We start from the raw sequence: 23,670 nt of genomic DNA, 5'->3' as shown, positions 1-23,670 counted from the left end.
TTTCGACGGGGGGATCCGATGAAGCGCAACTTCGTGGTGACGGTGAAAGAGCGGGACCCGGGACAGCCCTGCTTCCTGGTGTTCGAGGTCTCCGAGGATATCGGCCTCGGCGAGAAGACGATCATGCTCCAGATGCCGGAGCAGACCGATTTCGACGACGCCAGGACGATCGCGCTGGCGATCAATCACGGCGTCGAGAAGGTCGCGCTCATCGACGCTTAGGCGCTTTGCCGGCCTCGGCTGGCGGAACGCTCGGCGAGCTTGCGTGGGATCTTCGCGACGACCTCGAACGAGCGACCGCCGAACGTGCGCCGGCCAGTGCCGAACGACAGCATCTCGGGCACACCGATCTTCGGACGGAGCTGACGGACGAGCGACCGGATGCGCGCGCAATGCGCGTCCTTCGCCTCAAGGTACTCGGCCTGGTCGCGGAACCGCAGATTGCGGAAGGCCGAGACTTCCTGCTCAATCGCGGTGGCGATCGCGTGCGCGCTCATCGAGGACCGATCATATGTGAAATCGTGGCCCACGTCGTCACGCTTCAACGCCAATGCTGTTGAGCGGTTCTTGCGGCTGAAAGGGTGCCGGCTGTTCCGCCCGGCTGCGGGCCCCACGGTTCTTTATGCAGGTCGGGGATCTGTAAGCCTGTCGGCTCCTGCATCAGCGGTCGCAGCGGGCAGGTAGAGGCCACCCCGCCGGTTCCAGAAACGACAACGCCCGCGGCCGGATGGGGCAGCGGGCGTTCGTCTCGCGACGTTGTGGCTATGCAGAGATTTGCCCGACGGGTCAACGGGGCAAGTCGAACATCTCAATGTCGAACAACGGCCGATGAACCATCGGGCGCGCACCCTCACAACCTATCTTAGCCTCAAAAGACGGCACCGGATCCCCCGCTTTGGCGTGCACCGGCATCCAGCCTTGATGTCCGTCGCGCGAGAAGGTCACAGTGATGTTTGCCATATGTCTCTCAGTACCGGGATGAACCACGTCATCGGCGCCCCCGAAAAATGAAATCGTCCCGTCTCTTTCCTGCATCCTCAACGGTTGAGCCGGATCGTGCTCGATCCCATTAGTCGGGTGGCATCCTGACATATTTCTCAATATCAAATAGGGGAACTTTGCAATATAATCAGATGTATTTGATGAATATACTTGCAATACATATCTACGCATAGCGCCAACGCCAAAAACGTAGCCGATTTTTATGTTGATATCTATTGTGGGAACGCCATGCCTCGCAAAAGCATCGGCAAGATCATTATGTTCCATGACGTAGAATGAAGAACCGTGCCGCTTATAGTAAAGCTTCTGCCCTTTGGCCTCGGAACGATGCGGTCGGCGTTCAGATTGCTGGACATAAACAAGAAGATATCCGGAACCTGGTTCACGCCGCGAGTCGATAGCCGCTATCGCGACGCCGTCGAGGCGAGGCTGAATTAGCTGACCGATCTCATTATTTGCGTCTGCTAAAAATCGTTCGATCCCCATGATAGGAAACGGAGCTTGAGCACAGTCGATCTGGTCATCTCCGGGCCTAGCATCGATCCCAATGATGAGAAGACCGCCAGCAGAATTTGCAAAGCCGGATAGCGCCTCGGCAAGCATACGACGATCTTTCGTCGAGAACTCGCCGTTGCGGTCGACCTCCTTACGTTTAAAGTCTAGCTCCAAAAATTCTTGGGTTCGTTCGCCAATAAGGCGATCTATACCTGCCTCGCCCTCTGCCAGAAGTTGGTCGTACAGATCGCGCATGCTCGCCCTCCAAAAGCGAGCGTACAGAACAAGACCGCGATTCCGCTAGGCTTTGCTAGTTATCGCCCGTAACCCGATGCCGCGCGCCGACGATATCCCGAACCCGAGCCGTGCGACCGACGAGCTGCCGAGCCTCGTCGTTCATATGTCGCGCGTACCGCGATTCCTCGCCGCCCCAGACGTGGCCGTGACCTTTGGGAACGACGCGCCCCTTCTCGTCCGTCGGCTCTGAGCTCGGCTCGGCTCGGAAGAACCATTCCCGGGTGACGTCCTTCACGCCCTCGGCAGCGAAGGCCTCGTCCAGGTACTCCATCAGGATCCGGAAGTGGTTGGCGACGCCGGCGGTGCCGCGCTCGCCGCTACGGCCGCGGGCGGCGGCGTATTGCGCAAAGGTTTTTCCTCCGACCAGGACCTCGGCAAGGAAGCGGGCGCCAGGCGTGCCGACCGCTCGGACGATCTTGTCCTTCAGCTTCGCAACGAGCCGGGCGTCCTCGATGGCGTAGATCACGGCGAGCTCGTGCGCGATCGTCTGGTCGCGTGAGCCCGAGATGTCCCATCCGGAGGAGCCGAGCCGGGCGCCGGATGCGCGCTCGAGGATAGCCTGGACCTGTCGGCCGGTCTCGTACTCGGAGACCTGGATCCGGCCGTGACTACGCTCGACCTCGAGGATGTCGACGTTGCGGTTCACCGAGACCTGTAGCCGCCTGGCCGGGTCGAACGGATCGGACACCGCGCACACCGACGTTTGGACGGCTTGGCGCCGCACGGGTTTGCCGACGCCGGCGCCGTGCTTGTAGGCGCCCGAGCGATTGTAGCGATCGCCGCGCGGATCGGCGGCACGGCTGCGGCGCGCATCTTTCGCGCGGGCGGCGGAGATATCGAGGAGGCCTGAAGCGGTACGGGCGGCCGGCGCGGTCACGGGAAAGCCTGTATTCAGATTGCGAGAATTCGCCGATCCGGGGCTATCGCCGTCACCGTCAAGCAAAATCTTTGGCAGGGCTTGCGCCTTGAGGGCGCATGGCTTGGTCTCTTACAAGATCAGACGCGCAACCGGTCCAACTCGGTTCCAATCTCATCTCGGATGACGAGTGTCCAACCTTCGTTTCCGGAAAGTTCGCCTGCATCCCGGAACTCCCTTAGGCAAATTTCGGCTTGCTCGATTGCGGACTCGATATCGGTCGCTTCAACACCATCCATATCCCGGATAATTTCGGCATCCTTTACTAGGTCGAAATGAAATCGCGCAGGCAAAGGCTCCTCCCGATCTTGTTTTTACGCTTTTTGGGCGCATTTGGTTTTATAGACTGAATAAGATGTCGCTCCTAAGGCACATCCAAGTTTTCGCGTTTCAGCGGCCGCCTGCGTAGTCAATGTCCGCTTGCTTTTGCGGGAAATAACGACTTACAACTAAGTCCATCCAGCGGAGTATGACGTCGTGTTTCAGGCAGGCGAAGACGACGTTTTAGACCGGTTGGAGGCAACTCCCCAACCTTCGGATTCGGTGCGGAGCCATATTCGGAAGGTTCTGCAAAAGCTTGTCGCGCATCTTGACGGAAAGCGCCGTGGTGGCGGTAATCGTTCTTAATCTTCATTTTCGAAAGTTACCAAATCGTTAAATTTGCGGGAGCTGCAACGGCACAAAAGCAGTAGCCGCTATTTTCTATTATACCCCCTCGGCTAAATGGTCAGTTGTGTTCGCGGTTTAGCGACTGAGCTCCAGCGCCATCGTTGTTGAGCGCAAGCACAAGGGCCGTCAGCGAGCGATCAACGTTTCGCTCCGCCGTCTTTTCCGACCAGCCGTGCCGCTTGCAGGCCTGCGCGAACGAGAGATCTCGGTCGGCCGGATTGGCCTTGGCGGTGCACCAGGCGCCAAGCTGCCTACGATGGATCGAGTCGGCAACGCAGGTCTGCAGCAACGTCCGGAACGCGACATCTGCCTCCGGCTCGCGCTTCGCCGCCATGATCGGCGAGGCTGGCAGGGCAGGCTTGTAAGCATTCAGCAGCGCAATTGCCCAGGCCGTGACGGCGCGGACCGTGTAGCGAGGCGGGTAGACGGGGACGATGGGTCGTTGGGCGTTCATCGCCGTCGGGGCAGCTCATCCAAATGCGCAGGAACAGGATCGATCGGTTTCGGCTATTCCCCCGGCGCTGAAACAACCGACGAACGAGCAGGACGACATTGCGCCCGGATCACGTCTCGATCATCGAAGCCGCCGCCTTCACTCTCGGCTGTCTCACGATCCACTTCCTGCGCCCGCACGCCGCGAAGGTGACGATGGCACTCGGCGTCGCGCTGATGCTGTTGGCCGGGATGGTCGCCGTCAGCTTCGTGGCGGTCGAAGTCGCTTCCGCCGCAGGACATGCCCCGGCGGGGACGGAGCTTAAGATCGATTGGGGCGATGCGACTGCCATCGGGTACGACTGAGCTCCGCCGCTAGTGCGCCGTTGCGCTGAATTCGGCCAACGACACGCCCTGCTGGGTCGCGACGAGAAGCCGGGCCTCGTCGATGACCTCCTCGGGGATCGTGCAGTCCGGGTGCCCGGGTCGCATCTCGTTCGGCCAGCCATCCGAGAAATGGCCACGAAAGTGCTCCGCCGCAAAGCGGATCTGCACGCGCCGGATCTGGGCGGGGCTGGGCAGCGGGCGGGGCTTCCCACCGATCGTCGGTGCCGGCGGCGAACCGTCCACATCGAGCCGATCCTTCGCGGCGCGCCGAATCCATTTCTCGAAGTCTCCCCAGGCCCTTGGCCGGGTTCGACCACGCTCCACAAAGGCGCGAATCCCCTGCTCGACGTCGTCGAGTTCGAGGCCTTCAGCCAGAAGCTTTCGGATGGGGGTCAGGTCTGGATCGACCGAGACGGGCAGGCTTCCGACCAGGGGGCGCAAACGTGCCCCGAGTTCGTCCGAGCCTGATCGTCCCGCGCTTCGCGCTGCAGCAGTTTCTATTCCCTGTCCCTGTCTATTCCCTTTCGGCAATGCTCCCGGCATGCTCCCGCATTGCTCACGCATCGGTTCAGCATTTTTCGTTTCCAAGGCCTTCGTCCCCAAAGGCTTAGCGTCGCTCGCCGCGGCCTCGTCACCGCCCTGACCCTTGCCCCAGCGTGCTTCAGCAGCTGCACGAGCCTGCTCAGCGCGCGCGTTGCTGCGCTGGCTGAACTCGCTCTTCTTCTCCCAGGCTTCGAGCGCCTTCTCGGCGATCACAGGGTGGTAGAGCCGGCCGTCGGAGCACTCGATCCAGCCGTACAACGCGCCGCCGGCGACCTTCTCCCACTCGGCGATTACGCGCCCGTAGCCCGCGAACTTCGAGAGCTGCTTCGGATCGTTCGGTAGCGAACCAGCCGGCACCTGATGCCAGGACGCGCACCACAGAAGGATCGCGGCCCGGAACTCATCACCGGAGATCTCGTCGACGATCGCGGAATCGCGAAGCCGCGCGACGTCGAGCGGCATGAACGCGAACTCGCGCACGTCGACATGGAGAGGAACAAGTGGCTCACGCATGGCTCTAGGACCCGTGCTGAAGGTTGCGGACAGCGTTGAGAGCCGGGTCGATCCAGGCGCGCACGATGTGGTTCGCGCGCCCGGCCCGGTTCTTTTCGATGATGATTTCGAGGTCGTACTTGCAGCCGTCGTACTCGATGTGCGCCTCGGTCTTGCCGTTACGGAAGGCGCTCGAACGCTCGACGTAATAGGCCGGCCGATAGAGGAACCCGACGACGTCCGAGTTCTCCTCGAACGCACCGGCGCCGCGCAGATCCGCCAGCGTCGGCCGGCGCTCGTCCTGCGCCCGGCTCTCCGTCTTCCGGTTGAGCTGGGCGAGCAGCAGGACCGTCGTGTCGAGGTGCTTGGCGAGTTCGAGGGCGCCGTCGGCGACCTCCTTCAGGCCCTCGTCCTCACGGTTGAAGGACCGGCTCGGCTTCACGATGTGCGCGTGATCGATGATCACGGTCCCGAGCGGGATGCCGCGGCGGGCATACGAGTTCGCCAGCCGATCCGACGCGGCAGCGATGTCGCCGATGGTGCGGCCGCCGCCGTCCTCGATGTGGAAGTGCTCGCCGCGCATCTTGTAGACGGCGTCGCCGACAAGCTGCGCCTGTGCGTCCGACAGCCCGTCCTCGCGCATCATCTGCTCATACGGGATGTCATGGCTACCGTGGGCGAAAAGCCAGCTCGAGGCGCGCCGGGCCGCGATCTGCTCGCGCGACATCTCGAGCGAATGGTAGATCGCGAGCACGCCCTGCCGCCCGACGTTGCTGCCGACTTCGACCCCGACGATCGACTTACCCATCGACGTGCGGGCGCCGAGCGTGATCAGGAACGACTTCTGAAGGCCGCCGCCGATCTCCCGGTCGAGCATGTCGATGCCGGTCTTCGGGCGGCGCTCACCGTTGCCCTGGAGAGACTTCTGGATCCGCTCCATGAGCGCATCGCCGGCCTCACCGGCCGTGGCCGATTTGACCTTCCGGTCGATGAAGGACGCACGGACGGAATCGACGCGCGCATAGACCTGAGAGAGGAGGGGGCCGGGCACGTAGCCCGCGGCCTCGCCGGCGCGTGACGTCGCCGCGTGGAGCGCCCGGAGCTGCCAGTATTGCTGGATCGTCCGGGCGTGCTCGTCGGCGCCGATCGGCGTGCAGCCGCCGCCTGCGCACTGCACCAGGTACACCATGCCGGTCTGGCCGTTGCCGAGATCCCGCTTCGTGAAGGCCGGCCCCAGCGCCGCCGCGACCTTCAGCAGGTTCGGCGTGTCGCCGGCCGCCGTGACCTCGGCCATACCCTCCCAGATCGCCTGGTGGATCGGCTCGGCGAAGTGCTCGCTCGCGACGAGGTGCTGCACGAGCGGGAAGACGTGCGGGTTCGTCAGGATGCAACCCAGCAGGCCCTGCTCGGTCTCGACGCTGGCGATCGGGTAGATGTCGCCCGGGGCAGCGCCCGGACGAGCCTGGACGCCCGCCGGCGGCCGCCGCAGTGGCACGACATCGCTGTAGTCCGGTTCGAAGCGCTCGTTCATGCTGCGGCCTCATCGGAGGCCTCGGCGGGCGTGTGCTTCTCGATCGCCCGGTTCAGCAGGTCGATCACATACTCGTCGCTCGTCAGAGCTGAGAGCGTCGCGAGTCGGTCGAGAGCATCGGCGCTCTCGGCCAGCGCGATATCGCAGTCGAACCACTTGGACTGGTCGTCACCGCGGTAGCGGGTGAACATGTCCCAGTACCGGGACGCGGCCTCGCGCACGACGGTGGCGCGTCGGGACAACGGCACCGGAGAGGACGGACGCTTGATGTCGTAGGAGGAGGGGCCAGACATCGGCCTACTCCGCCGCTACGGCGAGGGGAGCAGGATCGAACTTCGTCGCTTCGTTCCCGAAGGCTTCCCAGCCGTGCCGGGTCTCGCGAGCGAACAGGTCCGCGCGACGGAATAGGCGCGGGCACCGATCATCGACGAGGGAGTAGAATTCGTCAGGCTTGCGCGAATGCTCGCGGCGGATGCCGGAGAACAGGCCAGGGAAGGCTTTGTGCCGAGGCTCGCCGATAGTCGCGAGCAGAACCGGCTCGCACATTGAGCGCACGCGATAGCCGGTGCCGATCGCGGACTTGCCGCTTGCGAACACCTTCTCCCAGACGACAACAGACCGGAACGTGAAACCCCAGGCGCGAATGCACGCGAGCTGCCGGTCAAACAGCGGCCACGTGCCGAAGCAGCCCAGCAGGCAGTTGCCCCCGGCAAGAAGATGGACCGGGAAGAGCTCCCCAATCTCTTCAGGCTGCAGGCAGGAGTACTGCGCGGCAGCACCCTTCTTCTCGCCGCGCTCGCTGTACGCCTCGTACTTCCACGGCGGGTCAGCAACGATAAGATCGTAGGACAGCGGGCGCAGGTCACCGAAGGCCCATGTCATGCCGCCACCTGCTCAGCGGCAGCCGAAACGATCACGGGAACCCACGGCTCGACCGTGACGACGAGCTCGGGCTCGTCCGAATAGTATTTCTCGACCTGGCCGCTCACGACCGCCGCGTCATCGCCCCACACGATGCCGTTCAGCGCGTCGCAGACCTTGCCGAGGTTGTCCCAGTCCGGCTTCGTCACCGGCCGGATGATGCGGTTGCGAGCCTCGCGTTTCTGCGACTTCGACCACGACGCCGGGATCGGCATGAAGGCGAAGACGACGACGCGCAGCGGGCCGGACAGCGGCTCCCGGCCGATCATCTCGGCCTTCGCGACGCCCGACAGCGCAGCCTCATACTGCTTCGTCTTCGGATCTGGGTATTCCTGCGCGAAGGGCGCGCGGCCGGGCATCGCCACCACACGCGTGCGGTGACGGCCCTTGCCGCGGGGCGGACCTTCCAGAACGATCGTGATGCGGTCCGACATGGCGCCCTGCCTCAGTGGACGGATTCGGGCGTGCGGGACGGGGCGTCGGCCGCCTTGGTCTCGGGCAGAGCATTCTTCGAACGCCGCCGAGGCTTCGCAGGCTCGTCGAGCGGCTTGATGCCCTTCGCCAACTCCTCGATCGGGAGGCCGGGCGTGCTGGTCGGCTTGCCCTTGCGCGCGTTCTCGGCGTCCTGGGCGCGCTTTGTCGCCTCAGCGATCTGCTCGCCGATATCGTCGAAGAGATCGGATTGCTTGCCCCAGCCCATCATGTCGTGGGCCATCAGCAACTCGCGGATGAAGTCCGTGCGCTTGATATCGTCCCAGTCGTGGAGCTTCAGAACGAGGCCGAGAACAGGGTTCGAGAACCCGCTCTTCTTCGCATACTCACCGAGCGCTGTAGCCTTATTGGCACCGGCATTCTTGGCCCGCAGCTTAGCGCCGGCAGCATCCCGGATCGCGTCTTGTAGGCCAGAGGATGTGGCCTTAATTACTTTCGGGCTCGCGCCCTTCTTCTTCGTCGCCATGACGATCTCCACGGATGGTTCGAGGGGAGCGGAATTCGCCGCCCGGACCTCGCTTTTGCGGAGGGGGTCCGGGCGGTTCGCGTTTGGGGGCTAGGCGGCCTGCTGCGGCGCCTCGGTCTCGGCGGCAGCAGCGGCGGCCGGCGGCTCGGGCGGAGTGATGCCGAGACCCTTCTCGATCGCGACGATGCGCGCCTCGAACTTCGCCTCGACAGCGTCGACGGCGCTGCGGATCTCGGCCTCAACGTGCTCCTCGACGCCCTTCACGGCATCCTGGACGTGTTCGAGCGGCGCGCCGCTGATCTGCGTGCGAAGGAACGAGAGCAACTTGGACAGGGGATTTGACACGGGAGGTCTCCGGTTTCGCGGGGTGAAGCTCAGGGGTGAGGGCGGCCGGCCGGCAGACGCGGATCGCGGGCCGGCGCATGGCGCGGCACCAGACGGTCGCCGGCTGGGATCGACATGGCCGGCGAGGGTGCCCTCGGATCGCCGACGAACGAGTGCAGCGCCCGAAGCTCGTCCTGCTCGCGCCGCAACTCGGTCAGTTCGGACAGGATTGCGCCGACTCGCTTGCTTTGCCGCTCTTCGAAGCTGCGCAGCTCACCCTGCGTCCGAGCCTCGGAGGCGTGGATCGCCGAACCGACGCCGCGCAGCGAGTCGTGGACCAGCGCAATCGAATAGTGCGCAGCCCAGCGGCCGATCGCGCGGAGGGGGTTGAGCGAGGCGAGCGAGACGCGGCGCATCGGTCAGGCAGCCGCCGAGAGCGTGTTCTTCAGCGCGTAGGCTTCGAGCGCCCAGATCTGACGGAAGGCATCGTCGTAGGCGTAACGCTCGCCGACCGCCTGGTCGTAGTTCTCAGGCGACGCGCAGGCCGACTTGCCGAGGACGTGGAAGCCGTTCCGCATCGTGATGATGCAGATCGTCAGCGTGTCCTTCGCCCGAAAATACTCGACGTCGGCGATCGCGGCCTTGATGCCGTCGAACGTGATGCGCGGCGCCGTCTTCGTCTCGACGATCGCCTGCGCCTCGCCGAGCGAGATGGACGGATCACCGGTGGCGCTAGGGTCGCGCGAGGTCGGAAAATAGGTCTGAGCGAAGACGTCCGGCTTGCACGGATAATAGCCGGACCCATCGAGCTCCTGGATGATCCAATCACCCGGATCGACCCGAACGGCGCCCTGTTTCCCGCGCACGCTCGGAAGCTCGGTTTCGCCCCCGCTCGTCCGCACGGAGACCGCCGGATGGTCGCCGGGCTTGAACCACTGCACCGCATCGATGGTGACCGGCTTCTTCGTGAACTTGCCCATGTGGGCTCCTCTCAGGAACCCGGACGACGCCAACCGCCGCCCGGAAGGTGGCAGGGTCAGCCGATGGCGCGATCGATCGCGCTTAGTGCGCGCTCAAGTCGAGCGAGCGGTCGCGTGCTCTCGTTCGAGCGGTCGAACAGTTCGCCGATGATGGTATTCAGAGCATCGACCGTGGAGCCGGGCTCGCGGGAAGATTTCGTCCCGCCGGTTGCCTGATCGGCGCCCTCCGGAGGATACGGACCACCGAGCTTGAACGCTAAACCCTCGGCGCGCTCGACCATGCCCTCAAGGATCGCGTTGTTCTGGCTGATCTGCCTACCGAGCTCGACTGCGTTCGACATGGCGCCAAGGACCGACAGCCCTCCGTCGCGAGGACCAGTCGTATCCGGACCGATCTGTTTGCTCGCGCCGATCGCCGCAGCGCCACCGTAAAGTCCCATCGCTCTCACTCCTCCGTCAGGCCGCGCCACAGCGGCAGGTCGTTCACGTCTCTCGGGGGCAGCGACGCCCGGCGACGCGCGCGAGCAGTCGTCGGGACCAATGCTGATGCGGCCGGCGCTCCCGCACCTCGAGCAGCTGCCGTTTCAGGCGCCCCCGATCTCTGCGCGAGCGCCACCACCGACTGATCTCGTTGAAGAGCCGCATCGAGATCCCTCCGAAGTGCTTGGTTCTCCGCCTCGACCGCGTCCGCCGCGGCACCGATCCGGTCGCAGAGCCGCGCATAGGCGGCTCGAATATTCAGAGCGTCGTGCAGCCCGACCGATGCGTCCGGCCGGCGCCCAAGGACGCGCTGGACCCACGCCGGTGTCCGCCCGATCTGGGCACCGACCCGCTCGTAGGCGCGCATCCGCGGAGCGCCGCCGTCGACGTGGTGCCGGACGAGAAAGTCGAGAGGAGAACGGATCTCCTCGCGCGCTTGGTCAGCCGTCATCATGGGCTCGCGCCCTCTGACTTTTTCGCGCATTCGCGAAATCCCCTGTGCTTCAAGAAGATCGAAGCAGAGGAGCTGCAGGAATGCGCGGGGTTGCTGGGAAACGCAGGTACACGGTCGCGTCCGTTGCTTTGGCGAGCACGGATAGCGCGAGGCAAAAGGCATGGGCCGAAGGTCGGAAGCGCTTGGCGGCGCTGATCCGTTGGTATGGCGGCCTGTACCAGGACGGTGATGAAGGAAGGAGCCGAGGCCCGAAGGCCCCGGCTAAGTCTCAGGGAGAAATGCCCGAGATGGGCGACGGACGCGCGGGACCCGCGCGAATGGGAGCGCCCAGATCGGTCGCTAACAACACCTGCGGTGGGGCCGCAGACGACCTGGGCGACCGGCCGGTTCATTCCGACCGATGGGAAAGACGATGAGCGCGCCATCACCGGCCGCGCTCCGTAAATGGCCGATCCAAGCCGACGAGCCGGGCGTCTTCGCCGTTCTCGCCCGTTGCGCAGATCGTGCCGGTGACGAAGTGGCTGTGAAACGTGCCGCTGAACCGCGCCGTGAACGGCTCGGAAAGGCCACAGGGCCCGAACAGCCAATCCGCCTGGGACGACACCGTGGGACCGTCGATGCCGCGATCGAGCAGCATGCGCTCGGTCTCGACGCGGTTGAGGGTGCAGCCGGCCAGGGCGAGGACGGCCAGACCAGCGCAAGCACGGGCGAGGTATCGAGCTCGTTCCTCGACAGCCCCGCCCGGCCCGCTACCATCGGAAGTGCGAAGACCGATGGAGCCGAAAATGAACGATGAGCAGCTCGCCGTATTGGCGGCGACGGTGGAAGTGCTGGGCGGAGCAGTCCAACTGATGATGGGCGCGCGCATCAAGGATGCCCCCGAAAATCAGAGGCAGGAGCTCGCGAACCTGATCGAGGGGCATCTGAGCAGCCCGACTGCGCAGCCGGAGCCGCTATCGGATTTCGAAGCCGTAGCCTTTTCAGACTTTGACGTGCACCGCGAACAAATCGCGCAACGACTGATGGACGGTGCGCGGCGGCTAGCAGGTCTAGAACCACCGGCGCGGCCCGAGGCGCACCGTGAATAATCTCGATCATCGTGTCCGAGGGGCGCATCTAGGCTGCCCTCTCGGTGTGGTTGTCGTTGCTCACCCGGCGGCACGTAACCGCGAACACGCTGAGCAGGACGCCCAGCACCGTCTCGGGGTCGAGCTCACCAGGATCGCGCGAGGAAACGAGATGCGTCTCGCGCCCGATGCGATACAGGCTGACACTGCCGAGCCTCCGGAGCAAAGCGCGCGTGGAGGTGCCGAACAGCATCACGCGGCCTCCGGCTGGGAGGGCTCGCTCTCTACGACAGCCGGCTCGCTCTTCGACGGCCGCTCGCCGGCCGCCTCCGGCCACTCTGCATCAGGCCAGTGATCCGAGAACCACTGCATGACGTCGTCGTATTTGCGCGCGGTGAATGACTTGCCGACGCGCATGTCGGTGAAAAAGCGCCAATCGCCTGCCGCCTGTCTCCCGACAGTGGTGAGGCTGAGCTTCTGCAGCGAGGCGTACGCCTCGGCAGCGGTCTTCAGGCGAAGGTTTAGCTCTTGCTCCATGCGTCGGAAATTAGTCGGAGATTTCCGATGTCGTCAATCGGAAAAATACGACTGGTTCCGATTTGGCCGGGATGGGAAAATTCCGACATGACGTCGGCACCCAACCTAGTGACCTCGCAGAAGCAGAACTTGGAGATGCTGATCCGCGTGCGCGCCAGCAACAAGACCAAGCTCGCGACCGATGCCGAACTCGGCAGAACCTACGTCGACGACTTCCTGAAGAAGGCCAAGAAGCCGATGCCGATCGAGCCGGCACGCAAGTTGGCCCGCACCCACAGGATCAGCCTCGTCTACCTGATGGAGATCGCGCCCTTGCCGTCGGACCCGGCGGAAATCCTGCCGTTCGAAGGAGACGACGAGGCGAACGAGACCGAGGCGGCCGCGCCTTCACCGAATGCGGAGATGGCCGGCCGGGTGAAGTTCAGCCGTGATCTGGTCCACATCTACGGCGAGGCCGCCGGCGGCCCGGATGGCCGGTTTCGGATGAACGGGAAAGAGCTGGAGTCTCATCTTAGGCCGCCCTCGCTCGCCGATGTCAGGGACGGCTACGGCGTCTTCGTCCGTGGCACGTCAATGCTCGACCGTTACGAGGATGGCGATACGGTCTACGTCGCTCCGCATCGGCCATTCCGGACCGGCCACTACGTTGTAGCCCAGATCAGGATCGATGAGGACGACGTCCCGAGCGGATACGTAAAACGGTTCGTCAGCCAATCGAAGAAAGAGCTCGTGCTCGAGCAACTGAACCCGGCGCCGGGCGAAGACCGGATCATGCGGTTCCCCGGTGATCGTGTTGTCTCGGTCCATAAGATCGTGGGCTCAAAAAGCGACTAGACGGATAGTGCGGCCTCATCCGCAGGCTTATGCCGTCTCCACCTGCGCCACGGCAGTAGGTGCAGAACAGCCTCCGCTCTAGATCGCGCATAGTGCGCACGCCTCTTTCGAGAAGCTCGGTGATCCGAGCCCTCTCGTATGTTTTGCCCTGTCCGCAGTCCTCGCAGACGACGTCGATACGCACGCATCGGTGGATCTTAAGCTGTTCTGCAGAACGCAACGCCAGGACGCTCCCCTTCAATTTGTTCTCAGTTCGTTCACGGGGCACTAGTGAGTCAACGACAGCAAAATACCGAGCTGTCACGCCATCGTGAGGCTGTGGATTACGGGGGAAACTGGAGGCTGCTAAGATCAGTGGCTCGCCTGCGGTACGACTCGCACCCGCCAAAGCGATCGGAGAAAAATCGTCGGAAGTCTCCGATTTCCGATTGACGACATCGGATATATCCGACTAGCTTAGGCCCATCGCCACCCGCGATGGAGCCCTCCGGTGCACCACCTCGAATTCGCAGCGCTCGAAAGCGCCTCTCTTAATTCCGACGCGGCCTGGGAGCGCTGGGTAGCCCGCGCCGAGCGCGCGTTCGGTCGCGATTTCTCCCTCGACGGCAACCAGGACACGGACGGCTATTCGATCGACGGCGCGCTGGCTGCCTTTGAGGGCGGCAGCACCGTCGCCGAGTATGTCGCCCACGTGCGCGTCAACGTCGCCGCTCTCGCGAAGGCCGCCTGACATGGCCGCGGCGCTGATCTTTTCCGCACCGGCTATGGTGCTCGCGGCGATCTTCAGCGCCGCCTACGTCTTCGGCGGGTCGGCACAATGACCGCCCCCGTCGACCGTCTCACCACTTTCTTCGCCGATCTCGACAAGGTGCTCGCCGTCCTGGCGCGCCCGGATTTCCAGATCGACGAGCTGAAGCTCCGGCTCGCTCACAACAAGCGGTGCAAGGATCAGCTCGTTCGCGGCCGGAACGTGAACGCCAACGCGTTCGACCTCACCGCGATCGAGGCCGGTCTCGTCGCTCGCCTCGTCGACGCTGAGAAGCGGCTGCAGGGCGCTGACGCCGATACGGCCCTGACCTCGGCCAACGTTGATCGCGGCCAGCGCCTCCTCGTCATCACCGCTGATCTTGACCGGGAGGCCGCATAAATGGCCGCCTCTCCCCGCGACGTCCTCGCCGGCTTCGTCGCCCGGCTCCCTGAACCCCAGGGCCAGCCGCTCGCCACCTTCACGGTCCGCGAGCGCGCTCCCGGCTCCTACGTCGTCGAGCGCCGCTTGTCCGGCCCCGGCGTCTCTCGCTGCGAGCTCGGCACCGAGACTTACGAGCCCCTGTCGGACGCCTGCGCCGTGATCCGCTTCGTCTCCGACGCAGTGAGCCACTTCGCCCGGCAGAACCCCGAATTTGCCGTCCTGATCAACGGCTCCGCCCTCCCTCTCCGCAGCATCGAGGCCGCGTGATGAGCAATCGCATCTATGTTGCGAAGACCTGGATCATCCTCAACCTCTGCCACGGGCAAGAGCACGAGATCCCGGTCATCCTCCGCTACCACATGACGCCCGGCTCGCCGGCGACGCGGGAGCAGCCCGAGGATCCCGCCGAAGTCGATATCCTGTCGGCACACATCACGTCGGCGATCGATCCTCGAGGAGTCGAGGCCCCGACCTGGCTCTTCAGCCGGATCGAGGGCGACAGCGAGTTGAAGCGCTACCTGCTCTCCGAGGCCTGCGAGCAGGACCAAGCCGACCGCGACGCCGCCGACGAGCGCCGCGCCAAGGACCTTCGCGACGAGCGGAGGGCGGCGTGAGCACCGTTCCGCCCATCGTCCGCTCTGTCTTGGCTGCCCTCGCTGAGGGACTCCAGTGCGGCTGCATGCCCTGCAGAGGCGAGTGCTGGAGCAAAGATGCACTCCGCTTCGAGCTCGAAGAGCGTTGCGATCTCGCCCAGCAGGCGCTCGACGCCCTCGGTCCCGCGACCGATTCGCAGATCCAGTGTGACGAGCCCCTCGACCCCTTCACCCGCGCCACGCGGGACATGGCGAGGGCGTCATGAGCCCGCTCGCCCACATGCTCTGCCTGCTCGTGATCGTCATCGGTCTCACGATCGCAGCCGCCACCTTCGCGAAGGTCAACGCCTGGTCCCAGGACGAGCACGACGGAGGGGTCCGCCGTGACTGACCGGATCTTCTCTGCCGTCGACAAGGTGAAGTGCGCCGAGCGCGAGCTGCGCCAGCGCAAACGGGTCTACCCGCGCCTGATCGAGGGCGGACGCATGACGCGCACCGAGGCTGAACGCGAGACGGCTCTCATGGAGTCGATCGCGGCAGACTACCGCGCGCAGGTCGTCGGCGAGTGCCTGCCGCTCTTCCCGAAGAAGGAGGCGCGCCGTGTCGGCTGACCGCTCCTTCACCTGTCCGCACTGCGCGCGCGTCCTGGCCGACGAGAACGGCCTGTTCTGCCACATCCAGGGTCGGCACGGCCGCGCCAAAGCGCGTCTGGCGGTCCCGAAGCATCCCTCGGCCATCCGCGAAAACGTCCGCAACGCGAACGCGCGCCACCGCGCGGCCGCCGAGCACGATCGCGAGCCCAGCATGGCCGACCTTCAGATCGAGGCGCTGCAGGCCCGCGCCGCCGGCGAGCCCGTCGAGGACTGGATCGCGGAGATGTTCGATGTCTGATCGCGCCATCGCCAACCTGCTCGGCCAGGTTACCGCCGAGGCGGCCGCCGCCATGCTCCACAAGCGCGGCGTCGGGCTGCTCAGCATCAAGACCGACACCGGCCTCGTCGAGGTGCTGAACGACGTCTTGCGCGAGCACCAGATCCGGCTCGCCCGAGCTCCGACCGACTTCGACGCTGTCCGCGCCGAGCTCGCCCGGCTCATCGACCGCGCGATCGCCGACCCCTTCCACCCGCCGCATCTCGACTGCGTTTCGGCTCAGAGCCGGGCGCTCGGGGAACGGCTCGCCCGAAATCGCCTGAAGGCAGCGGAGTAGCCACCATGGAGATGATCGACCACGCCGGCCGCGGCGGGGGCTCCCGAGTCCGCATCCACTCCGAGCTCTTGCAGGGCACCGACGAGTGGCTCGAAGCCCGCTGCGGCATGCTCACCGCGAGCGAGATGAAGCTCATCGTCACGCCGACCTTCAAGAAGGCGAGCAACGAGAAGGAGAGGGCGCACCTCTACGAGCTGCTCGCCCAGCGGATCACCAACTTCGTCGAGCCGACCTACGTCAGCGACGACATGCTCCGCGGCCGAGACGACGAGGTAGAGGCGCTCCTTCTGTACGACAAGCACTTCGAGCGGGTGGAGCGCGTCGGCTTCATCACGAACGACAAATGGGGTTTCACCCTCGGTTACTCGCCGGATGCGCTCGTCGGCCGCGACGGCCAGGTCGAGTGCAAGTCCCGCCGCCAGAAGTACCAGGTCGAGACCTTCGTCCTTCACGTCATCGAGGAGACGATCCCGGCCGACTTCCTCATCCAGGTACAGACCGGCCTCGCCGTCTCGGAGCGGCTGTGGTGCGACTTCGTCTCGTACTCGGGCGGCATGCCCCTGGCACGTATCCGCGCCTACCCGGACCCGGTCGTCCAGGACGCGATCATCTCCGCCGCCGGCGACTTCGAGAAGCGGCTCCTCGATGCCCGCGACCGATACCTCGACGCCGTCGCGTCCTCCCGAGCCATCCCGACCAAGCGCATCAACCGGGAGATCCTGGTTTGACCGACCTTTCGCAGACCATCGCCCCCAAGAGCGATCAGCTCAACGCCGACGATCTCATCGGCAGGCCCAGGACAATCAGGGTCACCCGCGTTTCGCGCGCGTCCGAGCCCGATCAGCCCATCGCCATCAACTTCGAGGGCGACGGCGGCAAACCCTATAAGCCGTGCAAGTCGATGCGGCGCGTGCTCGTGATGGTGTGGGGCGAAAAGGGCGAGACCTACGCCGGCCGTCGCATGACGCTCTACCGCGACGACTCCGTGATGTTCGGCGGCCAGGCCGTCGGCGGCATCCGGATCAGCCACGTCTCGGACATAGACCGGGCCGTGACGATGGCGCTCACCGTCACCCGGACGAGCCGCAAGCCGTACACGGTCAAGCCGCTGGCGGCCGAGCGGCCGCAGACTCAGGTCGCGACCAGCGCCAGCCCGAGCGAGCGCGGCTCAGACCAGTCGCACCGGTCCGACAACCATGATCGGTCCAAGCCGCCTGCAGGGACCGGCATGTCCGAGAATGGCTGGGCCCGCCTCTGTGGAGATGCGCGCAAAGCCGCAAAAAGCGGGTCGGACGCGCTTCGCAGGTTCCGTGAGGACCTGCATCCCGATCACGACCGGGCACTCGATGCGATCTCCGACGAGCTCGACGATCTCACGCGCCGCGCCGACGACGATGACGGCTTCCGCGGCGACGCACCCCTCGACCATCGCGAAACGGAGCACGCCTGACTATGGCCTCCGCCACTCCACACCGAAACGCCGTCGAGCAGGGCATCCGCGACATGCGGGCTCGCTACGAGGCGATGGGCCCGGCCCCTCATCCCGCGATCGCCGCCGAGCGCGAGCTGACCCTCGCTCTGACCTCCGCCGCAATGGGCTACCTCGGAGACTGCCGCGACAAGCGCATCTCCGATGATGACTTCGGCGGCGGGTTCACGACCGCGCTGGGGAACGTCATTGCCAGCATCTCGGACACGCTCACGCGCGGACAGACGCCCGTCGCAACGATGCTGGTCGGTACCTTCACGCGAGGCGCGTTCGAGCAGGCCATGCGCCGCGTCCTCAACCAGGACCCGGCGGACTGGAACGAAGTCAGCGTCGCCACGCCCGAGCCTCACCCGAACCGCGAACGCGACATGGATTGGGGGTGGTGATGCCGGCTCGTCGCATTTCCGATTCCGATCGCGAGCGCATGGCCGAACTGCGCGAGCAGGGCGTGATGCTCAAGGACATCGCGGCCGAGATCGGCTGCTCCGAGTCGTCCGTGTGGTGGCACTGCCTGCGGATAGGCGCAGAGGCGCCGAAACCTCGGTCGCTCCAGGTCGAATACACCGGCCCCATGGTGATGACGCGCAACGGCTATCCGGTGCGCCGCTTCACGGCCGATGAGGACGCGCGGCTCCTCGCCCTTGAGGCGCAAGGCCTTCGTGAGATCGACATCGCCCGCGCGATCGGGCGCCGCCGCAATGCCGTCGTCGCCCGCCTGATGACGCTCGCCCGGCGCGAGGCTCGGATGGAGGCGTCGGCGTGATGCGGCCTCTCATCATCGACAGCTTCGCCGGCGGCGGCGGCGCATCCGAGGGCATCCGCGCCGCGCTTGGCCGCGATCCCGACTATGCACTGAACCACGACCGCCTCGCGCTCGCGATGCACCGGATCAACCATCCGGACACGCACCACATCGAGGAGGACGTCTGGAACATCGACGCGCGATCGCTGTGCGCGGGCCGTCCAGTCGGGCTTCTCTGGATGTCGCCGGACTGCAAGCACTTCTCGAAGGCGAAGGGCGGCAAGCCCCGCGAGAAGGAGATCCGTGGTCTCGCCTGGGTAGGCGTCCGTTGGATCAAGAGCCTGCCGAAGGCGCAGCGCCCGCGCGTCGTCTTCCTGGAGAATGTCGAGGAGTTTCAGGACTGGGGCCCGCTCCTCGATGACGGGAAGCCATGCCCTCTGCAGCGCGGTGCCACCTTCCGGTCCTTCGTCGCTGCTTTCCGCGCCATGGGCTACGCCGTTGAGTGGCGCGAGCTGCGAGCCTGCGACTATGGCGCGCCCACGATCCGGAAGCGTCTGTTCCTGGTCGCTCGCCGCGATGGCAGGCCGATCGTGTGGCCGGAGCCGACGCATGGCGCGCCGACCTCGGAAGGCGTGCTGTCCGGCCGGCTGAAGCCCTGGCGGACCGCGGCCGAGATCATCGACTGGTCGCTTCCGTGCCCGTCGATCTTCGAGACGTCGGCCGAGATCAAGGCCAAGCACGGAATCCGCGCGAACCGCCCGCTCGCCGACGCGACCATGGCGCGGATCGCGAAGGGCACGATGCGCTACGTCGTCAACTCGCCGAAGCCTTTCCTCGTCAGCGTGAACCACGGCGACAGCCGGGGCCGGCGCGAGTACCCGCTCGACGAGCCGGCCAACACGATGACGGCCAGCCGAGGCGAGGCGATCGTCACGCCGTTCGTGAGCTACGGCCAGCAAGGCGGCGGGAATCGCGATGCAGCCGATCCGCTGCACACGATCACGGCGAGTCCGAAGGATCAGAACGCGGTCGTCGCGCCCTTCGTGACGAAGTTCAATAAGGGCTCGACCGGCCATAGCATCGACGAGCCAGTCCACACCATCACGACGGCCCACTCCGATACGCATCCTGGCGGTTATGCGCCGATGGGTGTCGTCGCCCCCGTCATCGTCAACGTGGCGAACGGGCAGACGACGGGCCGCGCGCCAAATGTCTGGCCTTCCGCGGAACCGCTCCGGACCGTGACGCAGGCTGGCACCCACGCCGTCGTCGCTTCGCACCTGATGACGATGCGGAATGCCGGGAAGTCTTTCAACGGTGCGGACGAGCCGGCGCATACCGTGACAGCCGGAGGGGCCGGGCTCTCGGTAGTCGGTGCCTGCCTAGTGCCTCGGTACGGTGAGCGCCCCGGTCAGGATCCGCGCGCCCGCGCGATCGACGAGCCAGCGCCCGTCATCGTGCCGACCGGAAACGAGGGCAGCCTCGCGGCGGTCCATATGACTCGCCAGTTCGGCGCTTCGGTCGGATCGGCGGTAGAGGAGCCCGTCGGCACAATCACTGCTGGCGGCGCGGGCAAGGCTGGCGTGGTCGCCGCCTTCCTGGCGCAGCACAACACCGAGCGAGGCGACGGCATCAAGGCCGGCAGCGACATCCGCGAGCCCGTCTCGACCATCACATCCGGCGGCGGCCACCAGACGATCATCGCCAGCCACATGCTGAACCTGCGCGGCTCCGACCGCCGTGACGGCCCGATCGACGCTCCGGCTCCGACATCATCGGCCGGCGGCAACCACGCGGCAGCGGTCTACGCCTTCCTGGCGAAATATTATGGCGAGGGCCTGCCGTCGCAGGTGGCTGACGAGCCGCTGCACACCGTCACCGCAAAGCCCAGGCATGGCGTCGTCACAGTGATAGTTCAGGGCCAGCCCTACGCCATCGTCGACATCGGCATGCGGATGCTGACGCCGCGCGAGCGCTTCTCGGCGCAGTGCTTCCGCACCGATTACGTGATCGACCGCGGCGAGCTCGAGGACGGCACCATCGTGCCGCTCACCCTCGAACAGCAGGGCCGGATGTGCGGCAACTCGGTTTGCCCGGACATGGCCGATGCGCTGGTCGCCGCGAACTATCGCGAGGACGAGGCCTTCGCCGCACGCCCGGTGCGCGGCCTGCCGCCAATGACGCTTTTCTCCGATCAACCTCTCGTCGCGGCGGAGTAGGCGATGGCCCCCTTCTGCACCGACTGCGGCACCGAAGCCGGCCTGATGCTGGGCTGGGAGGCTGGCGTCTCCGATCCGAGCCTCGCCGACGCTCGGGTCTGGGCGTGCCCGGTGTGCTCCGACTCCTGGTGCCGGCACGACCCGATCGCGGATCGGCCCGTCGGCGCCCCGGCCGGCGAGGAGACGCGCAACGCCCGCACGCTGCTCACCGAGCGCCAGGTCGAGCGCGTCCTCGCCGAGGCGCTGCACGAGAACCCGAACGCCCGCGCGATCGCCGAGCAGCGGGTCGCGCGTTTCCTTGAGGCGGTGCTCGACGTCCCGGCCGAATTCGCCGCCGTCGACATGCTCAGCATCGAGCAGTGCCGGACGGCTTGGCACGCTCTGCACGGCGTCTCGTATCGCGACGTCGTCAGCCACTCGCAGCGGTACCGCGGTGTGAAGAGGAAGGAAGCGGCGTGATGGCTGAGAACAGCAAGATCGAGTGGACCCACCACACGATGAACTTCTGGCTCGGCTGCACGGCGCTGAGCCCCGCCTGCGATCACTGCTATGCCGAAGGTTGGGCGAAGCGCACCGGCAACGCAGCGCTATGGCAGGGCGAGCGGCGTCGGACGAGCGCGGCGCTCTGGCGCCAGCCGCTGAAATGGAACACCGCCTGCGAGAAAGCCGGCATCCGTCAGCGCGTCTTCACCAACTCGCTCGCTGACTTCTTCGACAATCAGGCCATGTCTGAGTGGCGAGATGCGGCATGGGAGGTCATCGCCAACACGCGGCACCTCGACTGGATGGTGCTAACCAAGCGACCGGAAAACATCGTGAAGATGCTTCCGCTGGTCGAAGCTGCGGACTTCCGGTGGCCATGGCCCAACGTTTGGCTCGGCACGACGATCGAGGACCGCGCGCGCCTGCATCGCCTCGACAAGCTGCGAGCCGTACCGGCGGCCGTGCGCTTCCTATCGATCGAGCCGCTGCTCGAAGACCTCGGCGAGATCGACCTAACCGGCATCCACCTTGTGATCGTCGGCGGAGAGAGCGGCGCTGGCGCACGGCCGATGTACCTGCAGTGGGTGCGATCGATCCGCGACCAATGCCTTACTGCCGGCGTCGCCTTCTTCTTCAAGCAATGGGGCGACTGGCTCGACGAGGGGCTGGCAACGGCGCAGCACTGCGCACCGACCGACAGCATGTTCGACGTCTACGGACGTCCGGCCGGTCCCCGATGGCACTTCTACGATCCCGGTGACCACCTCGGAGGCGGCCTCATCCGCATCGGCAAGAAGGCCGCCGGCCGTCTCCTCGACGGCGTCGAGCACAATGGCATGCCGGAGGCTCGCGCCTGATGGTGGCCTACAGCTTCAAGAAGCGCTTCGCCGAGCCGATCCTCGCCGGCACGAAGGCACAGACGATCCGGGCCGACCGGAAGCGGCATGCTCGCCCTGGCGACCTGACGCATCTCTTCACAGGCATGCGCACGAAATACTGTCGGCGACTTGGCGTATCCGTCTGCATCGAGGCCACGCCCATCCGCATGGATCTGCGACAGGGCGTGGTGTTCTGCAACGACGGCTGGATCCGATCGCAGCAGGACCTCGACGCATTCGCCGTGCGCGATGGCTTCAGTTGCTGGGATGACCTCGTAGCGTTCTGGGCGGCTGAGCACCCCGGCGTCGACGAATTCGACGGCATGCTTATCCGCTGGCAGCCGCTCGTCGCCGCCGACCCGCTCGACATCGCAGGAGCCGCAGCGTGAAGACGCCGAAGCCGCTCCCACCACCGACTGACGACGAGCGCCGCATCGCTGGGGAGGCGGCCCGCGATCTTCGAGCAGCGATCGCCGACCCCTCCACCATGGGGGTGAAGGGCGTCATGCACGTCGACTACAGCCGCCCGCGCCGTTCGGAGTGGCTGACCACGTGGTCGAACCTGCCCGGCTTCTTTCGCTCGGGACGGCACTACACCCACGCCTGCCTGCCCGGCTGGGTCTACGCCCGCCACGAGATCAAGGCCGAGATGATCCCGGATCTTGAGGCGTTGGCGGAGCGCGGCGTGCGGCCGATTGAGGCGACAGGAGCAGCCGCATGACAGTCGATCGGAGCAAGGAATGGTGGATCGCAAAAGCCCGGGCCGAGGGAGACGTTGACGTATCTACCGGCTCGACAGCAGCGGGCACGGTCATGACGACGGCACACGAGCCCGGTCGCACGGCCTACGAAGCCCGGTTTTCCGGCGAGAAGCAGGGTCCGCGCGGCACCGTCGATCCGTGGGAGATGTTGCCGGAGCAGGCGAGGGTGGTCTGGCGGCGGGTCGAGGAGGCGTGTCTCTCGCCGGTCGACAACAGCGAGAACGTGCCGATCTGCCCCTTCTGCGGCTCGAAGCGACACGACAGCGAGTGGCTTCACGACGGCAATCGAATGGAGACCAGCGATCTCGTCGATGCGATGATCACGGTGTTCCTGCGCGAGCCCGACAAGCGCGAGACGGAGATCCAACCGGGCCCGTTCCCAGCATCCTATCCTCGCGCGAACCTCCCCAAGCTTCGCGCCAAGATGCACGCCGCTCTCGGGACCGCGATCCGGAACATGCCCTATCTGGCCGCTCCTACCACGCTGCTGGAGGGCGGTGTCGATGCAGCATAAATCGCTTACTTCGCACAAGCTCGAACGCCTGCGCCTCCTCGCCCAGAAGCCGCGCGCCTACACCGCGCGGGATCAACTCAATCCGATGCTGCAGCGCCTCGGCCTCGTCCAGGAAACCGAACGCTTCGATCCCATCCGGAATCGCCGGGTCTGGAAGATCACCAACGCCGGCCGGCGAGTCTTGGAGAGCCGATCCAATGCGTAGCGCTCGCATTCCGAGTCGCGACGAGGTCAACGACGAGACCATGATGACGTTGAGCGTCGCCGCGGCCGTCG

43 protein-coding genes are annotated in these 23,670 nt (G+C 65.6%); 24 read left to right on the top strand and 19 right to left on the bottom strand.

What is annotated here, in order from left to right; genetic code table 11:
- The first annotated feature begins 18 nt into the window (after positions 1 to 18).
- Positions 19 to 222 carry a hypothetical protein gene (locus GGR33_RS22655; RefSeq protein ID WP_183511170.1) on the top strand — a complete coding sequence of 68 codons (204 nt, stop codon included), beginning with the start codon at positions 19 to 21 and terminating at the stop codon, positions 220 to 222.
- Here GGR33_RS22655 and GGR33_RS22650 read toward each other — a convergent pair.
- The 5 genes from GGR33_RS22650 to GGR33_RS22630 all read right to left on the bottom strand — a co-directional run bounded on the left by GGR33_RS22650 (position 219) and on the right by GGR33_RS22630 (position 3,833).
- Positions 219 to 545 (bottom strand): hypothetical protein, encoded by a 327-nt coding sequence (locus GGR33_RS22650; protein WP_210302167.1) that lies wholly within the window; start codon positions 543 to 545, stop codon positions 219 to 221. The two genes, GGR33_RS22655 and GGR33_RS22650, sit on opposite strands and share 4 nt — an antisense overlap.
- Before the next feature lie 241 nt (positions 546 to 786).
- Positions 787 to 1,752 carry an AlbA family DNA-binding domain-containing protein gene (locus tag GGR33_RS22645; protein ID WP_183511165.1) on the bottom strand — a complete coding sequence of 322 codons (966 nt, stop codon included), beginning with the start codon at positions 1,750 to 1,752 and terminating at the stop codon, positions 787 to 789.
- Positions 1,753 to 1,807: 55 nt separating this feature from the next.
- Positions 1,808 to 2,671 (bottom strand): hypothetical protein, encoded by an 864-nt coding sequence (locus tag GGR33_RS22640; RefSeq protein ID WP_183511160.1) that lies wholly within the window; start codon positions 2,669 to 2,671, stop codon positions 1,808 to 1,810.
- 119 nt (positions 2,672 to 2,790) lie between these two features.
- Complete coding sequence (locus tag GGR33_RS22635) at positions 2,791 to 3,003, bottom strand: DUF6894 family protein (protein ID WP_183511156.1); 213 nt, start codon at positions 3,001 to 3,003, stop codon at positions 2,791 to 2,793.
- A gap of 434 nt (positions 3,004 to 3,437) precedes the next feature.
- Positions 3,438 to 3,833: a hypothetical protein gene (locus GGR33_RS22630; protein WP_183511154.1), complete on the bottom strand. Its 396-nt coding sequence runs from the start codon at positions 3,831 to 3,833 to the stop codon at positions 3,438 to 3,440.
- A 98-nt stretch (positions 3,834 to 3,931) separates the two neighbouring features.
- Between GGR33_RS22630 and GGR33_RS22625 the strand changes: the two genes are divergently transcribed.
- Complete coding sequence (locus GGR33_RS22625) at positions 3,932 to 4,177, top strand: hypothetical protein (RefSeq protein ID WP_183511142.1); 246 nt, start codon at positions 3,932 to 3,934, stop codon at positions 4,175 to 4,177.
- 9 nt (positions 4,178 to 4,186) lie between these two features.
- Here GGR33_RS22625 and GGR33_RS22620 read toward each other — a convergent pair whose 3' ends face one another.
- The 12 genes from GGR33_RS22620 to GGR33_RS22565 form a co-directional block, all read right to left on the bottom strand.
- Entirely contained in the window at positions 4,187 to 5,203 is a 1,017-nt protein-coding gene (locus GGR33_RS22620) for a DUF1376 domain-containing protein (RefSeq protein ID WP_210302166.1), read from the bottom strand.
- A gap of 55 nt (positions 5,204 to 5,258) precedes the next feature.
- Positions 5,259 to 6,764, bottom strand: coding sequence for a replicative DNA helicase (locus tag GGR33_RS22615; protein ID WP_183511122.1), 1,506 nt, complete (start codon positions 6,762 to 6,764; stop codon positions 5,259 to 5,261).
- On the bottom strand, positions 6,761 to 7,057 hold the full coding sequence (locus GGR33_RS22610; RefSeq protein ID WP_183511106.1) for a hypothetical protein: 297 nt from the start codon (positions 7,055 to 7,057) through the stop codon (positions 6,761 to 6,763). The genes GGR33_RS22615 and GGR33_RS22610 overlap by 4 nt, the downstream gene beginning before the upstream one ends.
- A gap of 4 nt (positions 7,058 to 7,061) precedes the next feature.
- Entirely contained in the window at positions 7,062 to 7,646 is a 585-nt protein-coding gene (locus GGR33_RS22605) for an MT-A70 family methyltransferase (RefSeq protein WP_183511100.1), read from the bottom strand.
- A complete protein-coding gene (locus GGR33_RS22600) occupies positions 7,643 to 8,119 on the bottom strand; it encodes a RusA family crossover junction endodeoxyribonuclease (protein ID WP_183511091.1) in 477 nt (158 codons plus the stop codon). Before GGR33_RS22600 ends, GGR33_RS22605 begins: the two co-directional genes overlap by 4 nt.
- Before the next feature lie 11 nt (positions 8,120 to 8,130).
- The gene (locus GGR33_RS22595) at positions 8,131 to 8,643 is read right to left on the bottom strand and encodes a hypothetical protein (RefSeq protein WP_183511083.1); all 513 of its coding nucleotides are present in this window, start codon (positions 8,641 to 8,643) and stop codon (positions 8,131 to 8,133) included.
- A gap of 90 nt (positions 8,644 to 8,733) precedes the next feature.
- The gene (locus GGR33_RS22590; RefSeq protein ID WP_183511077.1) at positions 8,734 to 8,988 is read right to left on the bottom strand and encodes a hypothetical protein; all 255 of its coding nucleotides are present in this window, start codon (positions 8,986 to 8,988) and stop codon (positions 8,734 to 8,736) included.
- Positions 8,989 to 9,017: 29 nt separating this feature from the next.
- Positions 9,018 to 9,383 carry a hypothetical protein gene (locus GGR33_RS22585; RefSeq protein WP_183511072.1) on the bottom strand — a complete coding sequence of 122 codons (366 nt, stop codon included), beginning with the start codon at positions 9,381 to 9,383 and terminating at the stop codon, positions 9,018 to 9,020.
- Positions 9,384 to 9,386: 3 nt separating this feature from the next.
- Positions 9,387 to 9,947 carry a Gp49 family protein gene (locus GGR33_RS25765; protein WP_210302165.1) on the bottom strand — a complete coding sequence of 187 codons (561 nt, stop codon included), beginning with the start codon at positions 9,945 to 9,947 and terminating at the stop codon, positions 9,387 to 9,389.
- 56 nt (positions 9,948 to 10,003) lie between these two features.
- Entirely contained in the window at positions 10,004 to 10,387 is a 384-nt protein-coding gene (locus GGR33_RS22575) for a hypothetical protein (protein WP_183511064.1), read from the bottom strand.
- A 5-nt stretch (positions 10,388 to 10,392) separates the two neighbouring features.
- Positions 10,393 to 10,881, bottom strand: coding sequence for a hypothetical protein (locus tag GGR33_RS22570; RefSeq protein WP_183511052.1), 489 nt, complete (start codon positions 10,879 to 10,881; stop codon positions 10,393 to 10,395).
- Between the two features lie 424 nt (positions 10,882 to 11,305).
- Positions 11,306 to 11,518 (bottom strand): hypothetical protein, encoded by a 213-nt coding sequence (locus GGR33_RS22565; protein WP_183511038.1) that lies wholly within the window; start codon positions 11,516 to 11,518, stop codon positions 11,306 to 11,308.
- 148 nt (positions 11,519 to 11,666) lie between these two features.
- Between GGR33_RS22565 and GGR33_RS22560 the strand changes: the two genes are divergently transcribed.
- The gene (locus GGR33_RS22560) at positions 11,667 to 11,969 is read left to right on the top strand and encodes a hypothetical protein (protein WP_183511021.1); all 303 of its coding nucleotides are present in this window, start codon (positions 11,667 to 11,669) and stop codon (positions 11,967 to 11,969) included.
- A 28-nt stretch (positions 11,970 to 11,997) separates the two neighbouring features.
- On the opposite strand, the gene GGR33_RS22555 is transcribed toward GGR33_RS22560, so the two are convergent.
- Together GGR33_RS22555 and GGR33_RS22550 are read right to left on the bottom strand one after the other, a co-directional pair.
- Positions 11,998 to 12,201: a hypothetical protein gene (locus GGR33_RS22555; RefSeq protein ID WP_183511001.1), complete on the bottom strand. Its 204-nt coding sequence runs from the start codon at positions 12,199 to 12,201 to the stop codon at positions 11,998 to 12,000.
- Entirely contained in the window at positions 12,201 to 12,485 is a 285-nt protein-coding gene (locus tag GGR33_RS22550; RefSeq protein WP_183510993.1) for a hypothetical protein, read from the bottom strand. The genes GGR33_RS22555 and GGR33_RS22550 overlap by 1 nt, the downstream gene beginning before the upstream one ends.
- An 87-nt stretch (positions 12,486 to 12,572) precedes the next feature.
- On the opposite strand from GGR33_RS22550, the gene GGR33_RS22545 reads away from it, so the two are divergent.
- From GGR33_RS22545 to GGR33_RS22450, 21 genes are all read left to right on the top strand, one after another.
- Positions 12,573 to 13,319, top strand: coding sequence for a S24 family peptidase (locus GGR33_RS22545; protein WP_183510982.1), 747 nt, complete (start codon positions 12,573 to 12,575; stop codon positions 13,317 to 13,319).
- A 490-nt stretch (positions 13,320 to 13,809) separates the two neighbouring features.
- The gene (locus GGR33_RS22540; protein WP_183510970.1) at positions 13,810 to 14,049 is read left to right on the top strand and encodes a hypothetical protein; all 240 of its coding nucleotides are present in this window, start codon (positions 13,810 to 13,812) and stop codon (positions 14,047 to 14,049) included.
- Positions 14,050 to 14,136: 87 nt separating this feature from the next.
- Positions 14,137 to 14,466: a hypothetical protein gene (locus tag GGR33_RS22535; RefSeq protein ID WP_183510953.1), complete on the top strand. Its 330-nt coding sequence runs from the start codon at positions 14,137 to 14,139 to the stop codon at positions 14,464 to 14,466.
- Positions 14,467 to 14,775, top strand: coding sequence for a hypothetical protein (locus tag GGR33_RS22530; protein ID WP_183510945.1), 309 nt, complete (start codon positions 14,467 to 14,469; stop codon positions 14,773 to 14,775).
- A complete protein-coding gene (locus GGR33_RS22525) occupies positions 14,775 to 15,122 on the top strand; it encodes a hypothetical protein (RefSeq protein WP_183510935.1) in 348 nt (115 codons plus the stop codon). The genes GGR33_RS22530 and GGR33_RS22525 overlap by 1 nt, the downstream gene beginning before the upstream one ends.
- Positions 15,119 to 15,367, top strand: a complete 249-nt coding sequence (locus GGR33_RS22520; RefSeq protein WP_183510923.1) for a hypothetical protein — start codon at positions 15,119 to 15,121, stop codon at positions 15,365 to 15,367. The genes GGR33_RS22525 and GGR33_RS22520 overlap by 4 nt, the downstream gene beginning before the upstream one ends.
- Complete coding sequence (locus GGR33_RS26310) at positions 15,364 to 15,492, top strand: hypothetical protein (RefSeq protein WP_281381201.1); 129 nt, start codon at positions 15,364 to 15,366, stop codon at positions 15,490 to 15,492. Before GGR33_RS22520 ends, GGR33_RS26310 begins: the two co-directional genes overlap by 4 nt.
- Complete coding sequence (locus GGR33_RS22515; RefSeq protein WP_210302180.1) at positions 15,485 to 15,712, top strand: hypothetical protein; 228 nt, start codon at positions 15,485 to 15,487, stop codon at positions 15,710 to 15,712. Before GGR33_RS26310 ends, GGR33_RS22515 begins: the two co-directional genes overlap by 8 nt.
- Positions 15,702 to 15,992: a hypothetical protein gene (locus tag GGR33_RS22510; protein WP_183510914.1), complete on the top strand. Its 291-nt coding sequence runs from the start codon at positions 15,702 to 15,704 to the stop codon at positions 15,990 to 15,992. Before GGR33_RS22515 ends, GGR33_RS22510 begins: the two co-directional genes overlap by 11 nt.
- Positions 15,985 to 16,308 (top strand): hypothetical protein, encoded by a 324-nt coding sequence (locus tag GGR33_RS22505; RefSeq protein ID WP_183510909.1) that lies wholly within the window; start codon positions 15,985 to 15,987, stop codon positions 16,306 to 16,308. The genes GGR33_RS22510 and GGR33_RS22505 overlap by 8 nt, the downstream gene beginning before the upstream one ends.
- 5 nt (positions 16,309 to 16,313) lie before the next feature.
- Positions 16,314 to 17,036 carry a YqaJ viral recombinase family protein gene (locus tag GGR33_RS22500; RefSeq protein WP_183510898.1) on the top strand — a complete coding sequence of 241 codons (723 nt, stop codon included), beginning with the start codon at positions 16,314 to 16,316 and terminating at the stop codon, positions 17,034 to 17,036.
- Positions 17,033 to 17,758, top strand: a complete 726-nt coding sequence (locus tag GGR33_RS22495; protein WP_183510884.1) for a hypothetical protein — start codon at positions 17,033 to 17,035, stop codon at positions 17,756 to 17,758. Before GGR33_RS22500 ends, GGR33_RS22495 begins: the two co-directional genes overlap by 4 nt.
- 2 nt (positions 17,759 to 17,760) lie before the next feature.
- Entirely contained in the window at positions 17,761 to 18,183 is a 423-nt protein-coding gene (locus GGR33_RS22490; RefSeq protein WP_183510871.1) for a hypothetical protein, read from the top strand.
- The gene (locus GGR33_RS22485; protein ID WP_183510849.1) at positions 18,183 to 18,560 is read left to right on the top strand and encodes a helix-turn-helix domain-containing protein; all 378 of its coding nucleotides are present in this window, start codon (positions 18,183 to 18,185) and stop codon (positions 18,558 to 18,560) included. The genes GGR33_RS22490 and GGR33_RS22485 overlap by 1 nt, the downstream gene beginning before the upstream one ends.
- Positions 18,560 to 20,758, top strand: coding sequence for a DNA cytosine methyltransferase (locus GGR33_RS22480; RefSeq protein ID WP_183511929.1), 2,199 nt, complete (start codon positions 18,560 to 18,562; stop codon positions 20,756 to 20,758). Before GGR33_RS22485 ends, GGR33_RS22480 begins: the two co-directional genes overlap by 1 nt.
- Positions 20,759 to 20,761: 3 nt before the next feature.
- Entirely contained in the window at positions 20,762 to 21,217 is a 456-nt protein-coding gene (locus tag GGR33_RS22475; protein WP_183510839.1) for a hypothetical protein, read from the top strand.
- Positions 21,217 to 22,098, top strand: a complete 882-nt coding sequence (locus tag GGR33_RS22470; RefSeq protein WP_183510831.1) for a DUF5131 family protein — start codon at positions 21,217 to 21,219, stop codon at positions 22,096 to 22,098. Before GGR33_RS22475 ends, GGR33_RS22470 begins: the two co-directional genes overlap by 1 nt.
- Positions 22,098 to 22,508: an ASCH domain-containing protein gene (locus GGR33_RS22465; RefSeq protein WP_183510807.1), complete on the top strand. Its 411-nt coding sequence runs from the start codon at positions 22,098 to 22,100 to the stop codon at positions 22,506 to 22,508. Before GGR33_RS22470 ends, GGR33_RS22465 begins: the two co-directional genes overlap by 1 nt.
- Positions 22,505 to 22,840, top strand: coding sequence for a hypothetical protein (locus GGR33_RS22460; RefSeq protein ID WP_183510790.1), 336 nt, complete (start codon positions 22,505 to 22,507; stop codon positions 22,838 to 22,840). Before GGR33_RS22465 ends, GGR33_RS22460 begins: the two co-directional genes overlap by 4 nt.
- A 92-nt stretch (positions 22,841 to 22,932) precedes the next feature.
- Positions 22,933 to 23,394, top strand: a complete 462-nt coding sequence (locus tag GGR33_RS22455; RefSeq protein WP_183510785.1) for a hypothetical protein — start codon at positions 22,933 to 22,935, stop codon at positions 23,392 to 23,394.
- Positions 23,384 to 23,599, top strand: coding sequence for a hypothetical protein (locus tag GGR33_RS22450; protein WP_183510758.1), 216 nt, complete (start codon positions 23,384 to 23,386; stop codon positions 23,597 to 23,599). Before GGR33_RS22455 ends, GGR33_RS22450 begins: the two co-directional genes overlap by 11 nt.
- The last annotated feature ends 71 nt before the right edge of the window (positions 23,600 to 23,670 follow it).

The sequence above is a fragment of the Methylobacterium brachythecii genome (genome assembly GCF_014196345.1).
Lineage (GTDB): Bacteria > Pseudomonadota > Alphaproteobacteria > Rhizobiales > Beijerinckiaceae > Methylobacterium > Methylobacterium brachythecii.
Note: the sequence above shows the minus strand (reverse complement) of the source record. Positions and strands in the feature narration are given on the sequence as shown.

What these genes read in the sequence shown, in the direction of transcription:
- GGR33_RS22525 (WP_183510935.1), top strand. Translation starts at nt 14,775, where the DNA reads ATGAGCAATCGCATCTATGTTGCGAAGACCTGGATCATCCTCAACCTC.
- GGR33_RS22455 (WP_183510785.1), top strand. Translation starts at nt 22,933, where the DNA reads ATGACGACGGCACACGAGCCCGGTCGCACGGCCTACGAAGCCCGGTTT.
- GGR33_RS22595 (WP_183511083.1), bottom strand. Translation starts at nt 8,643, where the DNA reads ATGGCGACGAAGAAGAAGGGCGCGAGCCCGAAAGTAATTAAGGCCACA.
- GGR33_RS22475 (WP_183510839.1), top strand. Translation starts at nt 20,762, where the DNA reads ATGGCCCCCTTCTGCACCGACTGCGGCACCGAAGCCGGCCTGATGCTG.
- GGR33_RS22610 (WP_183511106.1), bottom strand. Translation starts at nt 7,057, where the DNA reads ATGTCTGGCCCCTCCTCCTACGACATCAAGCGTCCGTCCTCTCCGGTG.
- GGR33_RS22600 (WP_183511091.1), bottom strand. Translation starts at nt 8,119, where the DNA reads ATGTCGGACCGCATCACGATCGTTCTGGAAGGTCCGCCCCGCGGCAAG.
- GGR33_RS22550 (WP_183510993.1), bottom strand. Translation starts at nt 12,485, where the DNA reads ATGGAGCAAGAGCTAAACCTTCGCCTGAAGACCGCTGCCGAGGCGTAC.
- GGR33_RS22545 (WP_183510982.1), top strand. Translation starts at nt 12,573, where the DNA reads ATGACGTCGGCACCCAACCTAGTGACCTCGCAGAAGCAGAACTTGGAG.
- GGR33_RS22605 (WP_183511100.1), bottom strand. Translation starts at nt 7,646, where the DNA reads ATGACATGGGCCTTCGGTGACCTGCGCCCGCTGTCCTACGATCTTATC.
- GGR33_RS22565 (WP_183511038.1), bottom strand. Translation starts at nt 11,518, where the DNA reads ATGCTGCTCGATCGCGGCATCGACGGTCCCACGGTGTCGTCCCAGGCG.
- GGR33_RS22620 (WP_210302166.1), bottom strand. Translation starts at nt 5,203, where the DNA reads ATGCCGCTCGACGTCGCGCGGCTTCGCGATTCCGCGATCGTCGACGAG.
- GGR33_RS22535 (WP_183510953.1), top strand. Translation starts at nt 14,137, where the DNA reads ATGACCGCCCCCGTCGACCGTCTCACCACTTTCTTCGCCGATCTCGAC.
- GGR33_RS26310 (WP_281381201.1), top strand. Translation starts at nt 15,364, where the DNA reads ATGAGCCCGCTCGCCCACATGCTCTGCCTGCTCGTGATCGTCATCGGT.
- GGR33_RS22570 (WP_183511052.1), bottom strand. Translation starts at nt 10,881, where the DNA reads ATGATGACGGCTGACCAAGCGCGCGAGGAGATCCGTTCTCCTCTCGAC.
- GGR33_RS22615 (WP_183511122.1), bottom strand. Translation starts at nt 6,764, where the DNA reads ATGAACGAGCGCTTCGAACCGGACTACAGCGATGTCGTGCCACTGCGG.
- GGR33_RS22505 (WP_183510909.1), top strand. Translation starts at nt 15,985, where the DNA reads ATGTCTGATCGCGCCATCGCCAACCTGCTCGGCCAGGTTACCGCCGAG.
- GGR33_RS22500 (WP_183510898.1), top strand. Translation starts at nt 16,314, where the DNA reads ATGGAGATGATCGACCACGCCGGCCGCGGCGGGGGCTCCCGAGTCCGC.
- GGR33_RS22630 (WP_183511154.1), bottom strand. Translation starts at nt 3,833, where the DNA reads ATGAACGCCCAACGACCCATCGTCCCCGTCTACCCGCCTCGCTACACG.
- GGR33_RS22530 (WP_183510945.1), top strand. Translation starts at nt 14,467, where the DNA reads ATGGCCGCCTCTCCCCGCGACGTCCTCGCCGGCTTCGTCGCCCGGCTC.
- GGR33_RS25765 (WP_210302165.1), bottom strand. Translation starts at nt 9,947, where the DNA reads ATGGGCAAGTTCACGAAGAAGCCGGTCACCATCGATGCGGTGCAGTGG.
- GGR33_RS22560 (WP_183511021.1), top strand. Translation starts at nt 11,667, where the DNA reads ATGAACGATGAGCAGCTCGCCGTATTGGCGGCGACGGTGGAAGTGCTG.
- GGR33_RS22585 (WP_183511072.1), bottom strand. Translation starts at nt 9,383, where the DNA reads ATGCGCCGCGTCTCGCTCGCCTCGCTCAACCCCCTCCGCGCGATCGGC.
- GGR33_RS22645 (WP_183511165.1), bottom strand. Translation starts at nt 1,752, where the DNA reads ATGCGCGATCTGTACGACCAACTTCTGGCAGAGGGCGAGGCAGGTATA.
- GGR33_RS22450 (WP_183510758.1), top strand. Translation starts at nt 23,384, where the DNA reads ATGCAGCATAAATCGCTTACTTCGCACAAGCTCGAACGCCTGCGCCTC.
- GGR33_RS22485 (WP_183510849.1), top strand. Translation starts at nt 18,183, where the DNA reads ATGCCGGCTCGTCGCATTTCCGATTCCGATCGCGAGCGCATGGCCGAA.
- GGR33_RS22655 (WP_183511170.1), top strand. Translation starts at nt 19, where the DNA reads ATGAAGCGCAACTTCGTGGTGACGGTGAAAGAGCGGGACCCGGGACAG.
- GGR33_RS22575 (WP_183511064.1), bottom strand. Translation starts at nt 10,387, where the DNA reads ATGGGACTTTACGGTGGCGCTGCGGCGATCGGCGCGAGCAAACAGATC.
- GGR33_RS22555 (WP_183511001.1), bottom strand. Translation starts at nt 12,201, where the DNA reads ATGCTGTTCGGCACCTCCACGCGCGCTTTGCTCCGGAGGCTCGGCAGT.
- GGR33_RS22470 (WP_183510831.1), top strand. Translation starts at nt 21,217, where the DNA reads ATGGCTGAGAACAGCAAGATCGAGTGGACCCACCACACGATGAACTTC.
- GGR33_RS22490 (WP_183510871.1), top strand. Translation starts at nt 17,761, where the DNA reads ATGGCCTCCGCCACTCCACACCGAAACGCCGTCGAGCAGGGCATCCGC.
- GGR33_RS22465 (WP_183510807.1), top strand. Translation starts at nt 22,098, where the DNA reads ATGGTGGCCTACAGCTTCAAGAAGCGCTTCGCCGAGCCGATCCTCGCC.
- GGR33_RS22480 (WP_183511929.1), top strand. Translation starts at nt 18,560, where the DNA reads ATGCGGCCTCTCATCATCGACAGCTTCGCCGGCGGCGGCGGCGCATCC.